The sequence below is a fragment of the Simkania sp. genome, from assembly GCF_965215465.1.
Classification (GTDB): Bacteria; Chlamydiota; Chlamydiia; order Chlamydiales; family Simkaniaceae; genus Simkania.
In genome coordinates, this window is sequence record NZ_OZ244056.1 from 2085289 (window position 1) to 2109891 (window position 24603).

Annotated in this window: 26 protein-coding genes; 13 read left to right on the forward strand and 13 right to left on the reverse strand. The window is 42.4% G+C overall.

Going from position 1 to position 24603, the window contains the following annotated elements; all coding sequences use genetic code 11:
- The first annotated feature begins 76 nt into the window (after positions 1-76).
- From ACOOFG_RS09745 to ACOOFG_RS09755, 3 genes are read left to right on the forward strand one after another with little or no spacing between them, the layout of a single operon-like run.
- On the forward strand, positions 77-466 hold the full coding sequence (locus ACOOFG_RS09745) for a hypothetical protein (RefSeq protein ID WP_420421278.1): 390 nt from the start codon (positions 77-79) through the stop codon (positions 464-466).
- Between the two features lie 53 nt (positions 467-519).
- A complete protein-coding gene (locus tag ACOOFG_RS09750; RefSeq protein ID WP_420421279.1) occupies positions 520-1485 on the forward strand; it encodes an MBL fold metallo-hydrolase in 966 nt (321 codons plus the stop codon).
- 13 nt (positions 1486-1498) lie between these two features.
- Entirely contained in the window at positions 1499-1951 is a 453-nt protein-coding gene (locus ACOOFG_RS09755) for an SRPBCC family protein (protein WP_420421280.1), read from the forward strand.
- A gap of 10 nt (positions 1952-1961) precedes the next feature.
- Here ACOOFG_RS09755 and ACOOFG_RS09760 read toward each other — a convergent pair whose 3' ends face one another.
- Together ACOOFG_RS09760 and ACOOFG_RS09765 are read right to left on the reverse strand one after the other, a co-directional pair.
- Positions 1962-2645 (reverse strand): hypothetical protein, encoded by a 684-nt coding sequence (locus ACOOFG_RS09760; protein WP_420421281.1) that lies wholly within the window; start codon positions 2643-2645, stop codon positions 1962-1964.
- A complete protein-coding gene (locus ACOOFG_RS09765; protein WP_420421282.1) occupies positions 2646-2843 on the reverse strand; it encodes a hypothetical protein in 198 nt (65 codons plus the stop codon).
- Positions 2844-2963: 120 nt separating this feature from the next.
- Between ACOOFG_RS09765 and nqrB the strand changes: the two genes are divergently transcribed.
- The 7 genes from nqrB to ACOOFG_RS09800 all read left to right on the forward strand — a co-directional run bounded on the left by nqrB (position 2964) and on the right by ACOOFG_RS09800 (position 9468).
- Positions 2964-4493 carry an NADH:ubiquinone reductase (Na(+)-transporting) subunit B gene (gene nqrB, locus ACOOFG_RS09770; protein ID WP_420421283.1) on the forward strand — a complete coding sequence of 510 codons (1530 nt, stop codon included), beginning with the start codon at positions 2964-2966 and terminating at the stop codon, positions 4491-4493.
- Positions 4494-4633: 140 nt separating this feature from the next.
- A complete protein-coding gene (gene nqrC / locus ACOOFG_RS09775; protein ID WP_420421284.1) occupies positions 4634-5521 on the forward strand; it encodes an NADH:ubiquinone reductase (Na(+)-transporting) subunit C in 888 nt (295 codons plus the stop codon).
- Positions 5518-6144, forward strand: a complete 627-nt coding sequence (gene nqrD / locus ACOOFG_RS09780) for an NADH:ubiquinone reductase (Na(+)-transporting) subunit D (RefSeq protein ID WP_420421285.1) — start codon at positions 5518-5520, stop codon at positions 6142-6144. Before nqrC ends, nqrD begins: the two co-directional genes overlap by 4 nt.
- Positions 6144-6866, forward strand: a complete 723-nt coding sequence (gene nqrE, locus ACOOFG_RS09785) for an NADH:ubiquinone reductase (Na(+)-transporting) subunit E (RefSeq protein WP_420421286.1) — start codon at positions 6144-6146, stop codon at positions 6864-6866. The genes nqrD and nqrE overlap by 1 nt, the downstream gene beginning before the upstream one ends.
- A gap of 414 nt (positions 6867-7280) precedes the next feature.
- Complete coding sequence (locus ACOOFG_RS09790) at positions 7281-7925, forward strand: hypothetical protein (protein ID WP_420421287.1); 645 nt, start codon at positions 7281-7283, stop codon at positions 7923-7925.
- A gap of 10 nt (positions 7926-7935) precedes the next feature.
- A complete protein-coding gene (locus ACOOFG_RS09795) occupies positions 7936-8601 on the forward strand; it encodes a hypothetical protein (protein ID WP_420421288.1) in 666 nt (221 codons plus the stop codon).
- Between the two features lie 126 nt (positions 8602-8727).
- Positions 8728-9468, forward strand: a complete 741-nt coding sequence (locus ACOOFG_RS09800) for a hypothetical protein (protein WP_420421289.1) — start codon at positions 8728-8730, stop codon at positions 9466-9468.
- Here ACOOFG_RS09800 and gcvH read toward each other — a convergent pair.
- Genes gcvH through ACOOFG_RS09815 form a run of 3 tightly spaced genes read right to left on the reverse strand, consistent with a single transcriptional unit; the run spans position 9450 to position 12808 of the window.
- Positions 9450-9809: a glycine cleavage system protein GcvH gene (gene gcvH / locus ACOOFG_RS09805; RefSeq protein ID WP_420421290.1), complete on the reverse strand. Its 360-nt coding sequence runs from the start codon at positions 9807-9809 to the stop codon at positions 9450-9452. The genes ACOOFG_RS09800 and gcvH overlap by 19 nt on opposite strands.
- Positions 9810-9816: 7 nt before the next feature.
- Positions 9817-10428 carry a hypothetical protein gene (locus ACOOFG_RS09810; RefSeq protein ID WP_420421291.1) on the reverse strand — a complete coding sequence of 204 codons (612 nt, stop codon included), beginning with the start codon at positions 10426-10428 and terminating at the stop codon, positions 9817-9819.
- Positions 10418-12808 carry a hypothetical protein gene (locus ACOOFG_RS09815; protein WP_420421292.1) on the reverse strand — a complete coding sequence of 797 codons (2391 nt, stop codon included), beginning with the start codon at positions 12806-12808 and terminating at the stop codon, positions 10418-10420. The genes ACOOFG_RS09810 and ACOOFG_RS09815 overlap by 11 nt, the downstream gene beginning before the upstream one ends.
- 144 nt (positions 12809-12952) lie before the next feature.
- On the opposite strand from ACOOFG_RS09815, the gene ACOOFG_RS09820 reads away from it, so the two are divergent.
- Positions 12953-14305 (forward strand): sugar porter family MFS transporter, encoded by a 1353-nt coding sequence (locus ACOOFG_RS09820; protein WP_420421293.1) that lies wholly within the window; start codon positions 12953-12955, stop codon positions 14303-14305.
- 27 nt (positions 14306-14332) lie between these two features.
- A complete protein-coding gene (locus ACOOFG_RS09825; RefSeq protein WP_420421294.1) occupies positions 14333-15193 on the forward strand; it encodes an aminoglycoside phosphotransferase family protein in 861 nt (286 codons plus the stop codon).
- Here the strand turns inward: ACOOFG_RS09825 and ACOOFG_RS09830 are convergent.
- The gene (locus tag ACOOFG_RS09830; protein WP_420421295.1) at positions 15190-16230 is read right to left on the reverse strand and encodes an NADAR family protein; all 1041 of its coding nucleotides are present in this window, start codon (positions 16228-16230) and stop codon (positions 15190-15192) included. The genes ACOOFG_RS09825 and ACOOFG_RS09830 overlap by 4 nt on opposite strands.
- Positions 16231-16515: 285 nt before the next feature.
- On the opposite strand from ACOOFG_RS09830, the gene ACOOFG_RS09835 reads away from it, so the two are divergent.
- Positions 16516-17697, forward strand: coding sequence for an MFS transporter (locus ACOOFG_RS09835; RefSeq protein WP_420421296.1), 1182 nt, complete (start codon positions 16516-16518; stop codon positions 17695-17697).
- A gap of 243 nt (positions 17698-17940) precedes the next feature.
- On the opposite strand, the gene ACOOFG_RS09840 is transcribed toward ACOOFG_RS09835, so the two are convergent.
- The 7 genes from ACOOFG_RS09840 to ACOOFG_RS09870 form a co-directional block, all read right to left on the reverse strand.
- Entirely contained in the window at positions 17941-18834 is an 894-nt protein-coding gene (locus tag ACOOFG_RS09840; protein ID WP_420421297.1) for a hypothetical protein, read from the reverse strand.
- A gap of 16 nt (positions 18835-18850) precedes the next feature.
- Positions 18851-20149: a type III secretion protein gene (locus tag ACOOFG_RS09845; RefSeq protein WP_420421298.1), complete on the reverse strand. Its 1299-nt coding sequence runs from the start codon at positions 20147-20149 to the stop codon at positions 18851-18853.
- A gap of 15 nt (positions 20150-20164) precedes the next feature.
- On the reverse strand, positions 20165-20854 hold the full coding sequence (locus tag ACOOFG_RS09850; protein WP_420421299.1) for a hypothetical protein: 690 nt from the start codon (positions 20852-20854) through the stop codon (positions 20165-20167).
- Between the two features lie 19 nt (positions 20855-20873).
- Complete coding sequence (locus ACOOFG_RS09855) at positions 20874-21137, reverse strand: hypothetical protein (RefSeq protein WP_420421300.1); 264 nt, start codon at positions 21135-21137, stop codon at positions 20874-20876.
- Positions 21118-21735, reverse strand: a complete 618-nt coding sequence (locus ACOOFG_RS09860) for a hypothetical protein (protein ID WP_420421301.1) — start codon at positions 21733-21735, stop codon at positions 21118-21120. Before ACOOFG_RS09860 ends, ACOOFG_RS09855 begins: the two co-directional genes overlap by 20 nt.
- A 1141-nt stretch (positions 21736-22876) precedes the next feature.
- The gene (gene proS / locus ACOOFG_RS09865; protein WP_420421302.1) at positions 22877-24376 is read right to left on the reverse strand and encodes a proline--tRNA ligase; all 1500 of its coding nucleotides are present in this window, start codon (positions 24374-24376) and stop codon (positions 22877-22879) included.
- A gap of 47 nt (positions 24377-24423) precedes the next feature.
- Entirely contained in the window at positions 24424-24585 is a 162-nt protein-coding gene (locus ACOOFG_RS09870) for a hypothetical protein (RefSeq protein ID WP_420421303.1), read from the reverse strand.
- Positions 24586-24603 lie beyond the last annotated feature (18 nt).

Here is a 24603-nt window from a genome sequence, read left to right on the forward strand (position 1 = left end):
CGAAAAAAACAGTTTCTAGAAAAATTTTAGTGAGTTATGGGTAGAGTTGACGATACGCCCAAGATGCGGAGATGAAATGAAGAAGCAATTCAGTATTATCACGTTAGTCTTATCCACCTCAACCTGGATCTGTTGTGTCTTACCTATTCTCATCACGGCCATTGCCGGTGCTGGAGCGATTTCTACTCTTGTTTCAGTCTTCCCCTGGCTAGGCCCCATTACAAAGCACAAAGACTGGATCTTTGGAGTTGTAGGGGTCTTGCTCCTGGTCAATGGGCTCTGCATCTACATGCCAGCACTCAAAAAAGAATGTCCCATTGACAAGAGAGAAGCTTGTCAAACTGTCAAGGGATGGACCAAAGTCATTTACTGGGTTGCTGTGGGAGTTTATCTCATCGGAGCCTTCACAGCTTATCTCCTCACCCCATTAGCGCTCGCCATGTGCCGCTACCTCGGTTTTGAATAGATTTTTGTAAGATATTGAGCAAAAAGATAAAAAGGGGCACATTAAGAAGCGCTATGGCTAAAAAGAAACGCTTCTACAACCCACATTTTGACAAAAAACCTCTTTCAATCAAGCAGATCATCCATTCTCTCAAAATGGAGAAAAAACTAGAGGTCGCGCCTCATGACTTTGTGTTCCCAAACCTTATGCTTCCGACAGAGCGTGAAAATTCTAAACCATCTGCTTGTTGGTTAAACCACTCTTCGTTCCATTTGAATTATCATGGAGTCCATCTGATCACAGATCCCGTTTGGAGTAAGCGTTGCTCTCCTGTCCCCTTTCTCGGTCCTAAAAGGCGCCATCCTGTCCCACACGCTTTAAACCATTTTTCAAAAGTCGACTTTGTCCTCATCAGTCATAATCATTATGACCACTTAGACAAGAAAACAGTGCTCAAACTCAACGCTCTTCACCCTCAAATTCAATGGATCGTGCCAATTGGTGTCGCAAAATGGTTTAAAAAACGACAAATTCTCAATGTCACAGAACTTGCTTGGCATGAAGAGCTTCATTTTACTCAAGACGGCGAATCTGTTACAATTACGGCTGTTCCAACCCAACACTTTTCCGGTCGAGGTCTGCATGATCGAAACAAAAGCCATTGGAATGGCTATGTCGTGACATTCAACAATCCAGCTCAATTGAAAAAAGCTTATTTTGTAGGCGATACAGGCTATAACCCGCATGATTTTAAAGTGATCGGAGAAAAGTACGGCCCCATGGATCTCAGCCTGATTCCAATTGGAGCTTATCGCCCTCGTTTCTTCATGCGTGAAGTTCATGTGAATCCTGAAGAGGCTGTTTTCATTCACCAGGAAGTGAAATCAAAGTTAAGCATTGGAATGCATTGGAAAACTTTTAAGCTAACCAGCGAAAAAATGCATCAACCTCCATATGACCTCTTTCAGTCCCTTGAAAAATACGGCGTTTCAACTCGTGACTTTAGGGTTTTAGAAATTGGGCAAACTATTCACTGGTAAATTAGGAAAGCATATGAAGCTCTATACCTTACAGCGCACTCAAAAACTCCCGTTTTCAATTGATCACGTCTTTTCTTTTTTCGACCGCCCTGAAAATCTAGAAAAAATGACACCTTCTATGCTGAAATTTCAAATGCTCACCCCTCCTCCTGTGGATATGCACGTCGGTGCTGTGATCGACTACACTTTAAAAGTGTGGTCTCTTCCGGTACGCTGGACAACGCTCATTACAGATTACAACCCGCCTCATTCCTTTGTTGATCTTCAGCTGAAAGGTCCCTATGCGTATTGGCATCATTCTCATCGTTTCGAAGCTGATGGAGATCAAACCATCATGAATGATTGTGTCACTTATGCGCTGCCCTTCAGCTTTCTTGGCCAATTTTTTCATGCACTAAAAATTAAATCCGATTTGGATAAAATTTTCGATTTTCGTGCAAAAGAAATTCTCAAACAACTTTCATGAAATTTCTGCTTTAGCGGATCTCGCTATCTGTCAAACGATCATAATGATCCGATGATCCACATCCTCGGTCAGAGTCATGGTCTAGCCCATGACCTTCAGCATCAAAAGGCGAGTGCTCAAACTCTTTAGATTTTACATCAGTGTAATATGTCCAGAATCTTGATGCTGAGTGTGCTAACAAAAAGCTTCCAACCCCTCTTGTAACGGGATTATCAATAAGACATAACAACAAACCTGCCAAAGCTTCAGATGTCCCAACAGCAACAGGTTCAGAGATGCGTTCATCTACGTCCAAGTCTCCTCTATAATCAAATGTTACGGCATTGCAACGCACGAAACCCAACTCTTTTTTTTCTGTCTTTTTAGCAATAGTCTTTAAAATATTTTTGACGCGCTTTTTCTCTTCTTTAGGAAGGCTTATATTTGCCATGTTATTTTTATATGACTCATAGAGTTCTTCCCAAGTTGGGACATAACCAAATCTAACTCCCATTTCCTTTCGGAAAGCTTCAACAAACTCAATAATGTGTTTCGTTTTTTTCACATAGTTAGTATGACTATCAAAGAAATCTCCAACATTTTCACAATCATTAGATTCAATAATGTCAAACAAATAAACTTCTTCGTATTGGCGAGCTTCGACTTCTTGAAAAACTACAAAAATAACTGTGAAAATAGTCAAAAATTTTAACATCTAAATCCCTACAAACAGAATGTACACACCAAAAATTGCTGCACCAATCGCTAAAGCTAGTTTCCATTTACGCTCTTGTTTCCAAGCTTTTTTTGCCTCCAAAACTAAAAAAGCAAAACCTATTCCACCCCCAACACTTTTGATCAAAGCGTTCACCAAATTAATAAGAAAGTTCATCGTATAGGAATGGTCTTCCATTTCTTCAAACCCGGTTTTTCATTCGTTGAAAAAGTTAGCAAAAGCAATTCTTTACGGTCAAGAAACCGAATTGCGCAAAAAAACTAGAATAAAAATTTTCTCATACGTCAGGATGAGACTATGCTACGAAAGTTTTTTGATTATCAACTTGCTCTCACAGAAGAAGGAAGACCCCTCCATCGGTACCGCCCCTTGGTTGAGGCTTTGGATACATTTTTCTATGAAGCACCCATCCGCACAAGGCGTAGCCCGCACATTCGCGATGCCATCGACTTGAAACGATGGATGATGATCGTTGTCTATGCCCTCGTTCCTTGCATTTTGGTAGCCATTTGGAACAGCGGGGTCCAAAAATTCGTCTATGAAAGTGGCAATTTCTCTCTAATGCTCGACTACCTGCGGGCTTCTGAATCGTTTTCAGGTTACTTTTCGTTTTGTTTTTCAGAAGGGCGGTGGATTCCGATCTGGAAAGCGGGACTGATTGCTTTCCTTCCCATCATGTTCATTTCATATGCAGTGGGAGGTTTTTGGGAAGTTCTCTTCGCCATCATTCGTCGCCATGAAGTCTCTGAAGGGTTTCTCGTCACAGGCATGCTCTTTGCTCTCATCCTTCCCTCCACAATCCCCTATTGGATGGTCGCTGTCGGAGTGTCAGCTGGAGTTGTGATTGGAAAAGAGATATTCGGAGGAACGGGGATGAACATTTTGAACCCCGCTCTTGTTTGCCGCGCTTTTCTCTTTTTTGCTTTCCCAACTAAAATGACTGGGCCTGTCTGGGTAGGGACAAATCCTACCATCATTCAAGAAAGTGTCGTTCAAATGAACGAGCAATCAGGAAAAGTGAATTCTCCTGATGGTATCTCTCAATCCTCAGCGCTCAACTTTTTTAATGTGAGTCCTGCCATCAAGCGGGTTCATGTCGATGCCATCGGTATGCAGTGGGGAAAAGAGGTGCCCACTCAAAAGGTTATAGAAAAACAGTTTCGCTATTTTCAGCAGAAGCAAAAGCTGAATGCAGATTTGAAAACGCTTCCTGAAACTGATCTTGAAAACTTTTTAACCGCTCCTTTAAACCAAGGAGGACTTGGTCTTTCCCCCGAAAACTATTCCGATGCTGTCCGCTTTGCGCAGCTTCGTTTTAGTCAGAGAGGGCTGACAAATGGAAATTTCTTTTTCGGAAATCGGATTGGTTCCATGGGAGAAACTTCGATTTTAGCCTGCTTAATTGGAGCACTGCTTCTTTTAATCACACGCATTGGTTCGTGGCGCACAATGCTCGCAATGGGAATCGGAGCCTACCTCTGTGCACTTCTTTTTGAATGGGGAGCCTTGCATCTTGGTCCCCACCAGGGAGCTTTCAACCCGGCAAAATTTGCTTTACCTGCCTACAAACACTTACTGATCGGTAGCCTTGCATTCGGTCTCGTCTTTATGGCGACGGATCCTGTTTCCTCTCCGGGAATGAAAGGGGCCCGTTGGCTTTATGGCCTTTTAATCGGAACCATGGTGATTGTGATTCGAACCATTAATCCGGCGTTTCCTGAAGGGGTCATGCTTGCCATTTTATTTGGCAACGTGTTTGCACCTCTTTTTGACTACTACGCTCTGAATCTATTTAGGAAGAAACGTGAACGTATCCCACTATTTTAAAACCAAGCTTTTCGCTCCTTTTTCCTCAAATTCTTGGGTCTTTCCTTGCCCTACTTTCTCAAGTATGTCCTTCGGAACGACACAAGAATTTGTGAAAAAATTATCCGAAAATCAATATTTTCTAATCGCGGGATAAGTTCATGACAGGAAAAGAGCGGCAATTTACTAGTGGAAAAACCCTCCTATTTGTGGTGATGCTCTGCTTCACTTGCGCACTCGTGCTATCGGTTTTAGCAGATCTTTTGAGACAGCCTCAACTCGATGCACGTGAGCTTTATAAAAGTAAGCAACTCTTGCGTGCCGCCGCCATCTTATCCGATGAAAACGTGTTTCTTTTAAATGGAAGCTTTGCAACATACAACGTATCGGAAGGCATCTTAGTGGCCACCCCAAATCAAAAACGGAAAGCACGAGATCGTGATATTTTAACTCTGTTTGATAAACGGGTCTTAACTCGTGTCACCAATGCTGAAGGAGAACTCCTAACTTTTGAAGAAGCAGGCCTTGATCAAGAGTCCTACTTGCAAGAGAATGCAAAATACGGCTTTGCCCATCTCCCCTATAAATTGGTCTACATTATTGAGCCCAATCTTTCTACGTCTCAACTCCCTTATGGTTACGTCATTCCCATCAATGGTTATGGACTTTGGGACGCCATCTATGGTTATTTAGGATTAAAAGCAGATGCAGATACGGTACTTGGCATGACATGGTATGACCAAAAAGAAACGCCTGGACTCGGAGGAGACATCGCTCTTCCAAAATGGCAAGAGCAGTTTCAAGGAAAGGTCATCTTCCAAGAAAGTCCTTCTGGACAGACCAATTATGCACGAGCTCAACTTGGCATTAAGGTTGTGAAAACAACCGTCAAAGAAACCTATGGGGATTCTTACCTTGCAAGCAGTGCCGTCGATGGGATTGCTGGAGCCTCGATTACAGTGATCGGAGTGAATGAAGCATTGCGCAGCAGTTTAGAACCTTACCGCCCTTTTTTGATTCGAGCTCATGAGCGGGAGGCAAGTCAATGAAGTTGAGACGCTATTACACCGACCAGATTTGGAAAAACAACCAAATTCTCGTTGCTATCTTAGGCATTTGTTCTGCACTTGCTGTGACAATCAAAGTCAATGTCGCTCTCACAATGGGTGTGTCTGTCATCTTTGTGACAGGATTTTCTTGCCTCTTTGTTTCGTTGATCCGATCGATCACCCCTCCGAATGTGCGTATGATTGCCCAACTTGCCATCATCTCTCTCTTTGTGATCATTGTCGACCAAGTGCTCAAAGCTTTTCTCTATGAAATGTCACTCACATTGTCGGTTTTTGTCGGCCTGATCATCACTAACTGCCTCGTGATGGGGCGTGCTGAAAGCATGGCAAAAAATGTCTCTCCTCTTCCTGCATTTTTAGATGGGCTCGGCGCTGCATCGGGCTATGCACTCATCTTGCTCATAGTTGGTGTCATTCGCGAGTTTTTTGGATTTGGATCGCTGCTAGACTATCCTATCATTCCCGAATCTTGGTATGCCTCACCGGAGCATCCTGACCGCTACGTCAATTCCAACCTCATGGCACTAGCTCCGTCTGCATTTTTTATCATTGGTGCAATCATTTGGCTCCGTAATATTCTGGCCAAGGAGGAGGATCTCTAATGTTAATGGGTCCTTACTCAGTATTAAATTTGCTTGGCCTGGCCATTCAGTCGTGTTTCATCCAAAACATTCTCCTCTTTTACTTTTTGGGAATGTGTTCTTATCTTGCCTGCTCAAACAAGTTGAAAACTGCCAGTGGTCTGGGACTTGCTGTATTTGTCGTCATGACATTGTCTGGCTTTCTCAACTGGCTTGTGCATCACTTCATCACAGGTGAAGGGGCACTGAGTTGGCTCAACGTGATCGGAATTCAAGCGCAGCACATCAACCTAAGTTTTCTCGAGTTTCTCATCTACATTTCGGTCATTGCTGCCTTTGTACAGGTGCTGGAAATCGTCATCGACAAGTTTGCTCCTGCGCTCTACCGAGCACTTGGAATGTATCTTCCACTTATCACGGTCAACTGCGCCATCTTAGGGGCTTCTCTTTTTGCCACGGTTCGGGAATATCCACTCATTCCCAATGTGGTCTATGTCGGCTCAGCTGGTCTGGGGTGGTGGCTTGCCATCGCTCTTATTGCAGCCATCCGGGAGAAACTCACCTATTCAAATGTCCCAGCAGGGCTCCATGGAATGGGTCTCACCTTCATCATAACAGGACTCATGGCTCTTGCTTTCATGGGATTCACGGGAATTGCCCTGGATCATATCTCTGAAACTGACACCTATCCTCTTCTTGTTCAAGAAGAAACACCAGAGAATAATCCGATCATCAACTTATAATTTTAATTCACAATTTTATTATAAATAATGATATAATGTTTAATTAACACGAGGTTAATTTCATGAATTTACTAGAATTTTTACTTGTTTTTGACCTTTTCCGCTTTGGACGAAAAGAAAGGCGAAAAGCCCCTCTTCTACTAACATGGAAAGGGAAAAACTAAATAGATCAAGGGGGACTGAATTCTTCGGGGGATAGGAGAAGAAGAAGTCGTGAGTATACCACGGATTGAAAGGGCAAATCAGGAGCAATTACCAAACGAAAATTGCTGCTTCAATTTTAACTTTAGAGCCCTTCTAGACAAAATAATTAGTGCCATTCAATGGTTGTTTCCTTGCTTTGGCGAACAAGAAAGAGGAATCGGTTCGGTAAGCGTTGTAGAAGAACCAATACATGTAAATGGTGAAGAGATCATGTCATTAGATGCTGTTGCAAAAGCTCCTCCTTCATGGTTCAACCGCATCTGCGTTGAAAACGTCGCTGATGAACCCATTGGATTTATCGAAGTGTTAACCCATTCCGAAAGAGGTTGCAGTACACTGTTCAAGTCGTCCATGGAACACTCTGACTACCCCATGGGTGCAGGAACAAGGATGAGAGAGGAATATCAACTTGAAATCCTCGTCTCCAAAACAGCCGACTGCTCAGTTCCGTTAGAGGCAACCGATCCTTTTCTCATTGAAGGCGCTTATCGCAATGAAATGGCAACAGCTTTATGGGACTATCATACAACTGTCGAAGCTATCGAAGGAGTAGAAGATCTTTACGATTCACTGGTCCGCGTTGGTGATTACATCCTCCCAGAAACTCTTCCAACACCACTTTTAAAACAGCTCAGATCTCTTGAAGCAGAATGCCGTCAGTATGCAACAGCTGAGTCTGTGAAAGAATTTTCCGAAAAGAACCGTGATACCATTCGAGAGCGAAGAGATACCGTTCAGATCGTGACCCCGATGATCTACCAAGATGGGAAAACTCACATCAAGATTCACCACGATCATGTTGAAGTGACTTTTAATGGAACAAAGAAAACTTTTTCGTCGAAGGCAAAATTTTGAAGGAGGAAAAATGACAATTCGAGCAGGTTTGGCGTTTATCGAAAAGCTATGGAACGGAACTTCATCAATGGAAGTTGAAAAAGAAGACCCTCACAGCTCAACCCAATGGAAAGTTAACCTAGGAGAAAGCGCTCTAGAAGCAGGACTTCAAGAATCTTTAAAAGAAGCCGACTTTGACTACAATATTGATCCAAACTTTCGCCCACCAGCACCTTCTCATTCTCTTGAAGTGGCCCCTAATCGAGGGATCATCCTCAATTCAGACACTGTCAAACCACTCGTCACAGATATCAATCGAGAAATTATCGTTTTGTTTCGAGCGAAAGGCTCCGATGGAAGCGACACTCAACTTGGACTAGCCTATCTCGCAAACCGCATTGATGAGCTAAAAAATGTTCTCAACAACATGCTAAATAAATCCGACACGAAGATTGAAATCTATATTGCAGGAGGGAATTCCAGCTCGAACAAACTTTACCAATCCGTGAGACAGTATATCGAATCTGTGCAGGCTGCACATCGTGGCCGAGTTCTTTTGCAAGATGACTACTATCAAGCAGCTGATCTGCGAGCCTGGTTACCCAATGCAGAATGTCCAGACCTCAACCTCACTGTTAAAGAGGCTGGTTTCGACCTAAACAACCAACCGTATTTGATTCTCGATTACCCAAGTTAACCATCAACATAAAATTATTATTTAAAATCATATTAATAGGACTGGTCCTAGCTCAACACTAGGGCCTTTTTTTTATACTGATCTTGTGCTATCCTCTCTTATGAGATTCAAGCAGAGGATGGAGACTTGGCAAGTTTAATTTCAGCGCTTTCAAGTATTTTTTGGAACACAGAAGAAGCTGCTTCCCCAGCAGAAACAGAACCCACAGATATGTGGACAGTCATTCTCTCAGAAGAGGGAAAAGCTGCTAAAATCGACGAGCTAATCCACACTGTAAGATCAGAGTTTGATTTTCCCATCTCATCCACTTCTCTTACCAGAAGCCGTGAATCTCTCGAAATCGGGATGCATCAAGGAATTGTTTTAGAAACAACTGAAGACTGGAAACCGATCACGCATTTAGGGTCTGACATTGTGGTGCAAATGCGAGGGCGGACAAAAGAAGGCACCATTTCCCATATTGGACTCGTGCATCTTGCTAGTGAAAGAGGAATAGACTCTTTCAAAAATAAATTAGAAGAAATCCTCAAGGGTTGTGAAGGAAAGATCGAACTCTTCATTGGTGGCGGAAGATCTTCGTTATACTCACTTCATCAACAAGTTCGACATTATATCGAAACAGTCCAACAAAAGCATAAACATCTCTCTCTTGCTGATGACTGCTTTGGTGTCACGGATCTTGCCGAAGTCTTTTTTCAGCAGAACGACAGGTTGTATCGAGGCTCTGCGTTGATTCAAGAGGCGGGATTTGATGACAATGACCGTCCTTTCATGATCCTTTCAGCAAGCTTTCCAAAAGACACACCAGAGATAAAAGGCGGCGAAGTGTACAGCTCTGCCCAATCAGACTATCGGATTAAGGTCTGATAAGCCGCTTGATCAAGGAGCTCATCCACTTCGGCAGGATTTTGCATTTCGACTTCAAAAAGCCATCCCGTTGACTCAGGAGATTTGTTAAGAGAAGAGACATCTTCTTTCAAACTTTCATTGATTTTGGTCACCTTTCCAGAAACAGGAGCATAGATGTCTGCTGCAGCTTTCGTCGACTCAAGAACGGCAATTTCGCCACCTGCTTTCACCTCTTGACCAACTTCGGGAAGTTCGACGTAAACAATTTCGCCAAGTTCCTTTTGTGCATGGGCAGAAATGCCAACAGTCGCATGACTCCCCTCGACTCGAATCCATTCATGTGAATCAGTAAATTTCATATCACTCTCAGGTTAAAATCAATGTTGCCCAAAGCCCTGGATGTTTTTCAAGTGAAAAAAAACGGGACGAGAGGTTGAAATGTTGGGGATCGCCATTCAGACGATTCAGACGATACGAAAAGCCAAGCCGTTTGAACTCGGATGGATCATAGCCGTGCAAGGCCTCTTTCGGAATGTTGATTTCCATTTCATAGTCCCTCTTTCCCATGTTCACTTGAACGGCAAAGAGCTCTGAAGCTGCCAGTTCGTGAGTCTCATCTGATCGGAACCGTGTCACTTCTTGCGCTTGGACGCCGTCAACTTCTTCGGGTAAAAAGACAAAATGGTGACAGAAACGATGAACCGATTGTGCATTTTTAAGGTTGCGTGTGTCGATGAAAACTTCAAAGCTATCACTATCCCGGTAGCGCGGGTACAGAGACTCTTCGAGAGGTTTCTTCACTTGGACATGCAATGTGAGCCCACCTGGACTCCAAATGATGGCAACGCGTCCAAATGATTGCTCATTGAGAAAACCCGACATGTCTGGCAAGTAGGTTAACCTACCGACCTTCTTCCTCACTTTGGTCGACACATTAAAAAAACATGCCGGAGGAACGGGGCTGAGTTCATTCAACATCTGTCTGCTGCAAGTGAATGGCGTCTTTTGCTTTGAGTTCATCAAGCAATTCGACCATCAAGAAACGTTGAGCTTCAACTGAGAGAACTTGACGTCCTTGCTTGATCTCTTGCAAATAAGTTTCTTCTGGCACTTGCTTTTCCTGAAGCTGAAAAAAGGTGAGCTTTCCATCGCTTGATGCTTTGACCGACGACCACCCTTTTTCGACCATTGCAAACAAACTTTCATCAAACCATGGACTCTTTTCATAGTTTTTATAGATCTTCGTTTCAAGAGCAAGCTTCCATTGGTCTTCAAGAGGAGTGCGCGAAGCTAACTTCCCTTCTGCTGAAACTGTCTTAGCTTTGGCCAAGTAAGCACTTGCTGCTCCTTTCATGCGAATATCACTTTCTGCGGCTTGCATATAACGATAGAGGCCATACTTTGGATAAAACCCATTCAAATCTGTAAACCGATTCTGATCGACTGTCACACCGACTTGAGTGACTTTTTGATCGATGTCTTGTAAAACGCTTTTGTAAGCCATACGGCCCACTTCATTTTTCACTTGGTGAAACGGTTTCCACTCACCCTGCTCTGTTTTGAAAGGAGTGGGATTAAGCGCTTTCAGTTTCTGATACTCTTTTTCCAAATGGGCATCGAGCAGCATATCGAGGACTCCACTTTCATTGGCCTCTACAAATGTCATGAGTGCCATCTTTGGACTGCGGTCGAGGATTTGGATACGGTAATAAGTTGAACCATCAACTGAATATTGCTCTAAGGCGCTTCTTGCCTGAATCGCTTGATCATTTGATTCAACTAAGCCTTTAAGTGCCGCTATGGACAGAAGCTCTTTTAGCTCTAGGGCATTTTCTAAACCGACGAGTCCTGCTTGGTGGCCATTGGGGGCAATTGTGATTTCTTTTGTTGCTATACTGGCTTCTTCAAGCGCCGCAGCGATCCATTCAGGATGACGGTCAACAATTTTCAAGCGAGAGGCCTGATCTAACTTGCTATGGACATCTGGAGGAAGTTTTTCCAATGCTGCAAAAAAGCTTTCTGCATCTGTGGCTCTTGATACGGCAAGTTCTGGGAATTCTTTTTCGAGAGCTTTGAAGTTAACTGGATCTAACTGCCAGTCCCACATCTCTTTTAAGCTGACATTCAGAGCCAGGTCTTTTTTATTGACTTCGGCCACTTCGATCAAAAAGCGACTACGTACGAGCTCTGGATGCTTTTCTTTAGCTCGCTCAGCAGAAATGAACTTCGTTGGAAGATCAAGACCGCTCATTTCACCCGAAGAAACGGCTTCACTGTAGTAAATCAATTTCAAAAGGCTGTTAAAGTCTTTGAGTTGAAGAGCGGGAGGAAGCTGATAAAGATCAACTAAAGCCGTCTTGGAGGCGTAGGAATGAAACTTTTGATATTGATGAGAATCAAGGAGCGCGGCATGTCCATAGTCTTCAAAGAGGCGGCGCATGAGCATCACTTTTTGCCAAACAGTCAGTACTGCTTTTTCGTCCATGCCAAGATACATCAACTGCTGCTTCCACAAATTCGAAAGTTCGGTTTGATCCACTTCTTTAGATTGATTTTGGGCTTGCAATGCTTCATACCCACTGCGGAATAAATCAACTCGCGCTTCTTCTCGAGAAACATGGTATCCTTTTTGCTTGGCCATCAAAGCAGCATTATGGACAAACTGACTCATCAATTGCATGAAGTCAGGGCCAAACCAATCTTCCACAGACGAACAGTGGAATAAATTTAGGTCAACTTGTGGCAATGCTGGGTCAGGTTGAATCCAATTGTAGTGTTTTTGTTGAAACGCAAGGTATTCACGCAGAATATTAGGTGGGAAGGCTGTTTCGCCAAGGTACAAGTCGACAAGCAGAGAAAATAAATTTGCATCAACAGGAAGATTTCCCTTTAAGAATTTATCGAGATTTTCTTTTTGCATCGGGAGAACCTGTCCCCAAAGAGACTCGACACTGATGAATGGAGCTGTTGGGTGTTGGTACGGACGATAATGCTTGTGTTTTTCCACACGTGTCTCAAAAGACTCTCTGATCGAGTCAAAATACTCAGATACGAGCATGACTCCTAAACCAGATGATAGAAAATCTTTGCGAATGACACCATTGTTAAAGAAATTAGGCATCATCCGCTTTTCAGTGAGTTGCATGTCCATCCGATCACTCCAAAGAAATCGGCTGATTTCATCGATTTCTCTTTTTCTCATTTGAGATCCATCAACTGCAATTCCAATGGGACGATCCTCAGCTCCTTTAGGAGTTGAGATTGCTTGGTGCGTTCCGAAAAAGGAAAAAGAAATCACAATGACAACTGCGATAACGATAAAAAAGTAGCGTTGATACTTACGAAAAAACTCCAACATGTCTGTGCCTGTAACTCACTTTAGCAAAAGAAAGAAATCGTACCAAAGCCAGAGCTTTCACGCAAGTCACCAACCGATTTAGAAAAATTTTTTTGACATCTATCGTCTTCCCTATGAAGATGAGGAAAAGGTCAAGGAACGCATATGGCACGTGAAAGTTCGAATCAAAAGTGGCTCTTATCGATCATCAGTATCGTCGCAGCTATAGGGGGGTTACTCTTTGGTTACGATACAGGAGTCATTTCTGGGGCGATTCTTTATATTAAAAAAGAGTTGACTCTCACAAGAGGTCAAGAAGAACTGATTATTGCTATCGTTTCCCTCGGTGCCATTTTTGGAGCTCTTTTTGGAGGCCCACTTTCTGATCGAGTTGGTAGGAAGAAAATCGTCCTTTCCTCAAGTCTTCTCTTCGTTGTCAGCGCAATCGGGTTATCTCTCTCAAATACTGTGACAGAGCTCATCTCTTGGCGGGCGATTGTGGGTGTTGCTATTGGGATTTCCTCTGCAACCGCGCCTCTCTACATCGCCGAACTTGCTCCCCGCTTTATGCGTGGAGCTCTCGTCACACTGAACCAACTAGCAATCACCATTGGAATTCTAGGGTCGTACCTGATAGGGCTGCTCTTTGTTCAAAGCCAATCCTGGCGGATGATGTTTGCCATTGCGGCTGTTCCCGCAGCGTTGCAATTTATCATCATGAGCTTTTTCCCCGAGAGTCCTCGATATCTTACAAAAGTCGGCAATTTCGAGGGCGCACTCAAGATACTAAAAAGGTTTAGAGGGTCAGAAGAAGATGCCAAACTCGAGATTGCTCATATTGAAAAGATGGGCAAACAGAAAAAAGCCCATTGGAAGGAACTCTTCGGTAAGCGAGTGGGTCCAGCTCTTCTCGCTGGAGTAGGCCTCACAGTGATCCAACAAATTACAGGCATCAACACCATCATTTACTATGCGCCCACTATTTTTCAATTTGCGGGCTACACGTCTGATAGTGCCGCCTTGCTGGCAACCACCTGGGTCGGAGTGGTCAATGTCCTTATGACTTTTGTCGCGATTTACCTCCTGGACAAAGTCGGACGAAAGTCCCTCCTTCAATTTGGACTCGGCGGAATGGTGATCAGTTTGATCATCCTTGGAATTGGTTTTCACACCGATGCATTACCCCAAGGGGCCATTGGAATTGTCTCTATCATTTGCCTCTTAGTCTATATTGGATCATTTGCATACAGCTTGGGACCAGGAGGCTGGCTCATCAACTCTGAAATCTATCCACTTCACATCCGCGGGATGGCGATGGGGGTTGCAACCTGTGCTAACTGGCTGTCTAACTTTCTCATCACTTCTACATTTCTCGATCTCGTCAACACATTGGGAAAAACTGGAACGTTTTGGCTCTATGCTATCATCGGCATTTTTGGCATGCTCTTCATTTGGCGTCGTATTCCAGAAACCAAAGCTAAATCTCTTGAAGAGATCGAAGAGTACTGGAAGAAATAATCTCCCATATTGTGCATACTGACCTACATGCATCCAATCAATACCGAACTTGCCGAGTCTTTAGTTGCAAGCCAGTTTCCAAAATGGAAAGACCTTTCCATTCAACCAATCGAAAACGATGGGTGGGATCACCGCACTTTTCGTTTGGGAAATGAGCTGCTTCTCCGCTTCCCCAGCGCGGAGTGCTACGCTGCCCAAGTGAAAAAGGAACACGCTTGGCTCCCTCGTCTAGCCTCCTTACTTCCCCTGCCTATCCCAACACCACTAGCCATGGGAAAGCCTTCAGAAAATTACCATTGGACTTGGTCTGTTTATCGCTACATAGAAGGAACGCCTGCATCCATTGCACCTATCACGGATTTCTGTATGTTTGCCACCCAACTCGCAGAGTTTCTAATCGCATTAGAAAAAATCGACCCTAAAAACGGTCCACCACCTGGACCTCACTGTTTCCATCGAGGAGGGTCTCTAAAAGTCTACGACTCTGAAACGCGGCAAGCATTGGAGATACTTAAAGACCAAATCAATTCTAAAAAAGCCCATGAGCTTTGGGATGCTGCAATCGCAACTGAGTGGAAAAAGCCATCTGTTTGGGTCCATGGAGATATGAACGCAAGCAATTTACTGATAGAAAACGGCAGGCTGAGCGCAGTGATTGACTTTGGCATGTTAAATGTTGGGGATCCCGCTTGCGACTTAGCAATTGCTTGGACTTTTTTTGAGGGAGAGAGTCGTGAAGCTTTTTTAAGTGCCATGCCCTTCGATCATGAAACTCTGCTTCGTGGAAAAGCTTGGACATTGTGGAAAGCACTCATTGTTGCTGCAGGTCTTTCCCACAGCAATGCAATCAATGCTTTCCCAGTGTTAAACACTCTTCTAGAGAGTTAGCCTTTGGAGAGTTCCTCTCGAACGAGCATCAAGATCAACCCTTGCTGGTTCCGGTTGATCGGTTTTTTATCTGCATCTAGGTATTTCACAACTCCAGACCTGAAAGTAATCCCCCAACGATCAGGGTGATTATTGCGTTCGATGATTGGAGCTTTTTCTGTGCTCAGAAGAAGCTTGCATGCTGCTTCGTTTTGCTTGAAAAACGCGAGATTAACTTTGTGCAACGTTTCAAAATTTACGATTCCTGTTCGATCTGTGAGTAAGTCGTCTTTGTACTTTTCTTGTTTGATCGTTTTTCTAAGTTTTCCAGCAGTTGCGAACTCACCCTCACCTTTTTGAATCGCTGCATAAGTGGGGCTTTCTTTCTTAAATTTTTGGGCTTGATAGAAGTGTTCACGAGAAAGCCACTCCACCCCATCCATTTCAACTTTCTCTAGTACAGTATTCGCAAAAATCTCATAGTCGAGTTGCTGTTTTCCGCCATATGTCAACTTAGGCCCTTGAGTTTTCGCATTCTCGCTGGTGTCTGTCTTCGCATAAAAGAACTCAACAACTTCTTGAGTCCCCAACTTCCCTGAATCAACGATAGTTTTTGCTCCAAACACGCCTCTTTCTGCTGAAGAAAAATCTACTTTGAGATAGTCATATTTCGGGGTCTCTTCTGGGATCTCTTCAGGAGTTTCTGTTTGAGTAAAAAACGTTTCAAGTAAACCCATTGGGAAACGATCACTGTACTCAATGAGCGCCCAACCTGCTGCCGCATAACCAACACTTAGAACAGTTTCGGAAAAAAGATTGGTCATAGCGGAATAAAGAAGATAGCTTCCAGCCCCAATTGCAGCTGACGGAACCGATAGGATACTCCCTGAAAGGGCTAGGATAGGATGTGACAAACCTGTTTGATTCGCAATAAACCACTGACTTGCAACAAGGCCTAGTCTCATAGCAACTTTTTGAAATTCTGGATCAGATAACCCATTTTGTTGATAGGCATGATAAGCGTCTCTTAGAGGCGCAGGAAAAATTTTTTGTAACATCCCAAACTCCCGTGTAATTAACGGGGATAGTATATAAGGAGAACGATTAAAGATCCAACTTTTCATTATTTATTATAGAAAGAATAGATGTTATTTGACGCAAAAAACCACTTCACAACAATAACAACAATTGATATTCATCATTTTAGCGAGCTATAACTGTTAATTTAGAAAAAAAAGTTCACAGTCTAATAAAATATGAAAAACACCTCATTACAGCCTCACCCTAGTAAAAAATATGCGTGGTTTATATGGGCGGTTTGCATCTTATTCACTTGTTTCCTGATGCTGGTGGAATCTAGTATTTGGTATGAACATTCTCCCCTAATTAAGAATCACCTCACCAAGCACCCGCACTATGTTTTGATTGTCTCTCCGTACCTTATTTCTATGTTTCTTTTGCAAATTCCCGTTGCTTTTTTGATAGACGAGTATGGGCCAAGGAGAATTATTAGCATTGTCATGCTAATCAGCGCAATTGGAATGATCTTACTTGGGCTGAGTATTCATATGCCAGGAATTTCATGGATGGCATTGTTTATCATTGGCATTGGAGGGACTGTTACCTTTACCAGCTCTTTCAAAATGATTGCAAACTGGTTTGCTCCAAAAAGTTTTTCAATTATGGCAGGATGGACTTTATTTATAGCTTTCATAGGAAGTGCAATTGGCCAAAAAATTGATTTTTTTATTCTTTCTCATTTTAGTTGGAAAACAACAATCATCAATTACGGCTTGATTGCTGCAGTCTACGCTCTATTTGTCTTTCTCATTCTACGTGATGAAGCACCCGGCGTAAATTATGATATGCATCCCAAGATAAAAGAATCCTCATTTAAAAAAGCTCTCAAAAAATCTCTACTAAGTAGGGGTAACTGGTTTATGGCCATTTCGATAGGACTGATTCATGGACATCGAATCCCCTTAATTGGGCTCAACGTTCCCATCTTTACCAGCCTTTATGGATTCTCTTCAAAAATCGCCAATCATATTAACTTGTATGAACTTTGCTTTTTTGTAATAGGAATTCTATTTTTTTCATTCTTAGCAAGATGGATAAAACGCCGCAAGATACTGATTTCCATAGGAACAATTCTCGCAGCTATTTTCTATCTGATCCCCTTCTATTTTCCTGAATTTAAAACGACAACACTATTCATTTTTTTTAGCCTCAGCGCTTTTTTTGCCGGGTCCATTTTTTTGATCTTCATCATGATTCATGAGAGCAATATTCCACAAGTCACCGCAACAACTACAGGAATGCTTGTGCTAGCCATTGCTTTTTTTCATTTAATGATGAGCTGGATCTCCAGAATTTTCCTAAAAACAGCAGGCATTTCTCAAAGCTTTCGCTTCACCATCGGTGATTCTTGGCTATATCTAACAATCGTTCCAGTGTCGGTGATTCTGGGGCTTGTGTTGTTGTTATTTACACAAGAAACACATGGCAAACAAAAAATGAAATAAAAAGGCTGCCCAACCTCTAAAGAGATTGAGCAGCCCCGGTCAATGGAAAAGATGAGGAAATAATATAGCCTTTTACACTCTCCTATTTTCAATGAAGAAAATAAAGAAGCCACAATGGAGCGCACTCCATTGAAGCTTCAGAATAAAGAGAGAAATAGCTTTTTTCTGACAGGTTTGACCCATAGAAACAAAATTGATGGGCTGTAAGAGATCTTCATTCAAATAATGGGTCATTCTACCTGCCTAATTATATTTATTTGCCATGAGTAACTGTTGGAGATATTGAGCAATTCCCGGTATCAATCCAAACTCGTTACTAGACTTGCCTTGCATGAGAGAATTATTTCCCGCAAAGATTCCCGCTAAACTTTGGAGCACTGTTGCCTGCGCTTCATCATCTTTCGCATAAGCTTGGTAAACAGCTCCTGCCATATTGAACACACCTTGTGGTAGGTTCTGTAAAGACTGTGTAATCAGATGCAATTTATCGGTATTGGTCTTGACTATTCCCATTTTTTGATCAATCTGTTCTCTGGCATGCTTCTGGATCGCTTCCACATCTTTATTATCCGTAAGCCTCATGATGTCTTGATCTGATAGTTTTTCTTCTTTCCCCTCAAGCTTAGTTACAACCTCTTGTGGGGATTGAGTGAGATCTAAATCGACTTTCATCTGTTGTAAACGCTTTTGAACAGCAGGGTTCTTCAAATCTTCTTTCTGCAGAGGTTCTCCGGCATTAGACAGCATGTTCCCCAGTTTTTTATCGACTGGATCTAAATACTTTTTGCCTTTTTCAAGACTTGTATGTGCTCGATTTGCATAAATTTCACCAACAGCGGTTCCTCCTAAACTGACACAAGCACTACTTATTTGACCGATGCCTGACATCATTTGAGCCTTCTTCTGTTGCTGTCCTTGGTCTTTTTGCAATTTTCCCGTTGCCATCGAAGTCTCTGTAGACACTTTAGCATTCATCGCTGCAAGCTTGTTATCGAGAGCTCCTATTTCAAAGTCTAGTTCAGCAAGAACTAGTAAAATAGAAATGACTGCTCCCGCCGCTCCCATTTGAAAATCAGCAAAGCCGCTTGGGCTACTTGACCCGACGACTGGATGGTCATTAACTTCTACATTTGACATGTGGTGTCCTCCTAAATTAAATTCCTGCGGCCAAAACACTCGTGGTCGCTCTCATCGGTGCAATATAGTCTGGAATTTGACTGATCAAAGAAGCAAATGACTGTAAAATCTGCTTTGCATTATCTTGAGAAGCCTTAAGGTTGGCTTGATTCAATTCGATACTATTTTTCATCTCAGAGAAATCTGCTTGCTCTTGACTAATCTGACTTTTTATATCTCCTAATTGTATGTCAGTAACACCTATTCCTATACTAGGTCCAGCTTCTAATGCAGGAATAGCCAAGCTCGAAGAAATAGCCAAATACTGCAAATATGATTTATCGATTTTTGAAAGTTGCTCCGTTAACTTTGATCCAAGCTCCTGAACTTTACTTGAAAACGAGGCTGCCTTATCTCCAAGCTTAGACAAGAGGCTTTCAACTTCTTGCGAAGACGAACCCATGCCTCCAGCAAGCATCCCCACGATCGAAGTGATCACCTGAATGATCTCGCCCAAGATTTGCATGGCTTCTTTCACTTTAGGATTACTCGCATTCACAGTCATGAGTTCAATTAGGTCAACAATTCCATTTGTTCCTGTTAAGGCCTGAGTCCCCACCATAAAAGCAGTTTTGGAAGAGCTTTTTGCCCCTTTCAAAAAGCGCGTAGAAAGAGAGTCAGCTTCTGCTAGACCATCCTCTGTTAAAGTCTCAGTTGAGGTGAGAGCCCCTAATGCTGCTCCAGTACCGAATGTCACTGCGACAAGAGCTGCAGTGACTGTGACAGCTGCTAAAACTTCGCCGAGTTTTTGAGCAGATTCCTCAGGCATGCCAGCCGCTTCGAGAAGATGAGTGAAACCTGCCGCAATATCACCTGTTAATTTACTTAAGGCTCCTGTCTCAGACAACGTTGTCATCGTAATCATGACTGCTGCAATTTCTGGGTTACCCATGAAAATTGAGACCGCGGATATTAAAACCGCTCCGATAATCTCAAGACCTTTTAAGGCTTTATGCAACCTACCCTGCTCAGAATTCTGACTCATTTGATCTTCTAGACTGCTGATTTTGTTTTCGCTTTGAGTATCTGCTGCCTGCGTCAATAAGTTTCCCATATCTATTTGTTCAGATTCTGAGTCCCTTTGAGTTTTCATATAATCTACTTCTAAAGCACTGAGTACGATCTGCAAAATTGACATGACCATTTGAAGACTCATTTCTTCCATAGAATCTACAGAGCCTAAAGAAGATGCTATTTGCGCACTCGACTGCTCTCCAGAGTCTAAAGAAATCAGCTCAGGCACTGCATATGTTTGTCCATTGAATTCATACGACATAAGGTTCCCTCCTTTTTACATTGATGATGCCAATAAACTGGATGTAAATCCCATGGCTTGAACAATAGACGATCCTGTTGAAATGAGATTGGCCCCTGACTGAGCTGTACCCTCAACACCGCTTTGTTGGTCTTGCAGAATTGTTTGGTCTCCTTGCTCTTGATTAGACCAGTCTTGCTGTGACTGCTGATACTCTGTCTGCATAAGAGCCAGATAATTCTGGTAGTTATCAATGAATTGCTGTCCATTGATTGAGTAAGATTTTCCTTCTATGCTAAAGTTAATAGTCCAATCATCTGGATCGTCAAAGTACTTATCTTTGTCTTTGCCACTTTCATTGTAAGCTTCTGGGTCGACACGGACCCCATTCTGATTTGGGTTGTATTTGTTATTGAAATCTGTGCGCCACTCCAGAGCTCCTGCCTCTAAAGTACTTTCACCCTTAGGCGGATCAGTATGGGGATTATGCTCGTCCCAATAATTTTCAAAATAATCAGATAAGTCACCACTACTCATGACTGCATAAAAAGCATTAAATGCACTGATCATTGTCAAAATCCCTCTTTGCTCATCTTGAGCACTCTTGTAAACAGAGTCGAGGAGCTGCGCCACAAAATCAGTTGATTCAGCTTGACCGATTTGAAGCGAAGTAATCGAGTTACTTTGGTCATTAATTGCAACAAGCATAGCTTCTTGGTAATCCATAGATATTTCTCCTTACTTTTTAACTTGAGGCTTGCGCCATGTGACTATTTGCGCTTTTCTCAAGCGATAGAATCATCGATAGCGAGTTCTTCAATGTACTCTCATAGGAATTATACTTTTGTTGATCTGCAGATAGGTTCGTTGAAGCCGTTGAGTTGATCTGATTCTGCTGGGTTTCAGCATTCGTAATCACATCTTCAATTTGCTTCATTCCCGCACTGTCACCTCCATTTAATGCTCCATTGTAAGCGCTCGTAAACTCCTCAGTTAATGAATTGATCACACCCCTCTTCAGTGACGCTGGATGGATCCTCAAATGCTTGAAACAAACTCTCAGACTTCCCATCCTTATTCGTCACTTGAAAGATGTTAAAATCACTTGCAATCGCACTAGCAAAGTCATCATTTTCAAAAGGAGGAGAAACTTGTTGGCCTGATTTCAAGTCCCCCCCTTCATAAAAGTAACAGTTCAAATCTACAGCATATTGCGCCGTATCTTTCACAAATTGGCCTACATCTGCGGATAGCTGTGTTGGGTCCTTAGAGGCATCCCCATCTTCAAGGTCTTTAAAAATACTTGTAATGTCTGAATTAATGTGATTTAAATCATCATTTAGCAGCGAGATTGTATCCATCAAAGAAGATTCAATCTCCATCTCAGACCCTTGATAATTGAGTACCGTGTTGCATAAAACTAAAGCAAAGTAGAGTAACGCCAATCCTGCACTTTGCTGCGCTAAGGAATTAAATTCTGCCATCTCTTTATTATAAAGAGCCGTTGCGTTGTCTTGATCCTGAAGTGCTTCGAATGGATTTATCGAAGGTGGCAGTTGTGCACCAACTGTCGGATCTGTTTCACTGACTATTGGAATAGGTGACATAAGTGTTCTCCCTCTTGCAATTTTTTATCATCTAGTTTTCTTCGTTTATATTTTGCTTTCATGTCGCTCAAAGAACTTTTTTTTATGTTCTTTTAGTACACTCTCCTTTTTCTTAAATTTAATTTTATAATAACTTAATTTAATTTTTAAATTAAAAAGTTAAATATTTAAAAAATAAATTAATTTATCATTCTTTTTTAAACGAAAAAACAAACAATTAAAAAATACAAATTTCAAAATTCAATCAGTCAAACGATTCCTTACAAACTTTTTCTTAAGTTTGCACCAATGCTGCACTCAATCTTTTCTGATAAAATGCACGACTTTTTTGATTAAAGTTCGAGCACTTTAATCAATCAAAAAATGTTACAAGTAATGTATCTTCATGCCACTAAAGTCATGGGCTCACACAGAACTCTGGGAATCCTAAATCTGCCCTCATTGGAGCCATGAATTCCGGGTTCTAGAGCTAGCCTCTTCCATTAGTGGATCCAGCTTTTACACACCAAAGCATGTCGCATACCGACCTCTTCTTTCATGAACAAACCCATTCTAAGCAGCATCCATCCTCCGGCCTTATTCGATCTAAAGACCTAGTTCAAGCCGTCAAATACTCGTTTGGTCAAGACAGCACTTGGCCAATCGAAATGCTAAATAGACAGAAATTTGCCATTATTTATGGTTCAAAAATTTCATAACTATCTGTTTTACACATACGTGTAAAAAAATCTGGGTTGTTTATAGATATGAGCAAGTACATCCATCCAAATGGAAAGTGTAAGTGCTTTGTTATGATAGGTTTAAATCCATACCTCTGTTCGTGACTATATTTATTATGAACAGCTGGATTTCCCTTAGTTTGATAGAACAGTATTCCAAGATATATAATTAAAACTATAGATCTTCATCTAAAGTTAATTTAATTATATCACAAAAGATATTTGAAGCAACAAAACATTTATATTCATCAAATTTCTGAATAATAAAAACTTACAAAAAAACAACTTAGACTAAACTGTTAGCTTAAAGCTACTTAAAACATTTTCACTGAAGATTTAGGTTCCTTTACATATAGTGTGCGAAGAATCCAAGCCTAAAAACTTAAGTTCCTTAAAATCAGATCATTCAAGCAATGTATTGATTAGTAAGACTTTGCGAAGACAACGCGCTGAGGGCTGGGCTTCCCAGTAAAGGGACAAGTTCCCTTCTCCTTCTCGCCTTCAAGAGGAATACAACGGATGGTGACACTCAGATCTTTGCCCACCATTTCTTCTACGGCAGGGTCTCCAGACCAGTGCGTGTATGCAAATCCTTTTTTGGATTTAAAAAATTCGTAGAACTCTTCTTTGGTGTCGATTTTGACAAGATGCTCGTCCCGGAACGCTTTGGCTCGGTCGTAAAGAGCCGACTGGATCGCTTCGAGTTGTTCGGAAACGGTGTGGAAAAACTCTTCTTCAGTATGCCTCTCAAACTCTTTGGGACCATTTGTCCGTTTCACAACACTGAGGATGTTTTCTTCGAGTTCACGCGGCCCGACTTCGATACGCATGGGAACACCTTTCTTGATCCAAGACCACACTTTCTCACCACTTCGAATGTCTCTTTCATCAACTGTGACTCGAATCGGTGCGCCATCAAAGTCGATTTTAGATAGCTTCTCTTTAAGTTCGCGGCAATAGGTAAAGACAGCTCTTTTTGATTCCTCTTTATGGATGAGAGAGATGATCACAATATGTGTGGGTGCAATGCGTGGAGGAAGAATGATTCCATCATCATCACCATGTGTCATGATGAGACCGCCAACCATACGCGTCGTGACTCCCCAAGAAGTCGTCCAAGCATACACCTCTTTTCCATCTTGATCACGGTAAGTGATGTTGGCAGCTCTTGAAAAGTTTTGCCCAAGAAAGTGAGATGTTCCACCTTGAAGGGCTTTTCCATCCTGCATCATCATTTCAAAGGTATAAGTGCTATCCGCACCAGGAAATCGTTCGCTTTCGGATTTTTCCCCTTTGATCACAGGAATTGCCAAAACGTTTTCAATAAAATCGACGTACACTTCAAGCATTTTAAGCGTCTCTTCACGGGCTTCTTCTTGAGTTGCATGCGCTGTATGCCCTTCTTGCCACAAAAACTCAGCCGTCCGTAAAAAAAGACGGGTGCGCATTTCCCAACGAACAACATTTGCCCATTGATTGATGAGAAGAGGGAGGTCCCGGTAAGATTCAATCCACTTGGAAAACATTTCGCCGATGATCATTTCAGACGTGGGGCGTACGATCAGAGGCTCTTCTAGCTCGCCATCAGGGACTAACTTGCCTTCTTCGTCTTGAACTAAACGATGATGTGTTACAACCGCACATTCTTTGGCGAAGCCTTCAACATGCTTGGCTTCTTTTTCCAAATAGCTGAGCGGAATAAAAAGAGGAAAGTAAGCATTTTGGTGGCCCGTTTCTTTGAAACGTTTATCCAAAAAACTTTGCATGTTTTCCCAAATTGAATACCCCCACGGCTTGATCACCATGCACCCGCGCACAGGCGAATGCTCGGCTAGCTCTGCTGCCTTGATCACTTGCTGGTACCACTCTGGATAATCTTCAGCACGTGTGGGCTGAATGGCATTCTTTCCTTTCTTAGACATAAGAAAACATCATAATGAGTTTTTCCTTTCCCAGAAAGGAAAAAGTCTTATCCATCCCCAGGTGAGGGGCCAAATTGCTCGTCGGTATCTTCAAAGCGACTGCTCCCATCTCCAGGGCTGGGACCAAACTTCTCATGATCCTTTTTACCACATCCTGAAAGTAAGAAAACTAAGGAAAGGATTCCGAGACAATAAAGCTTCTTAGACATTTGTTTCCTCCATTTTTT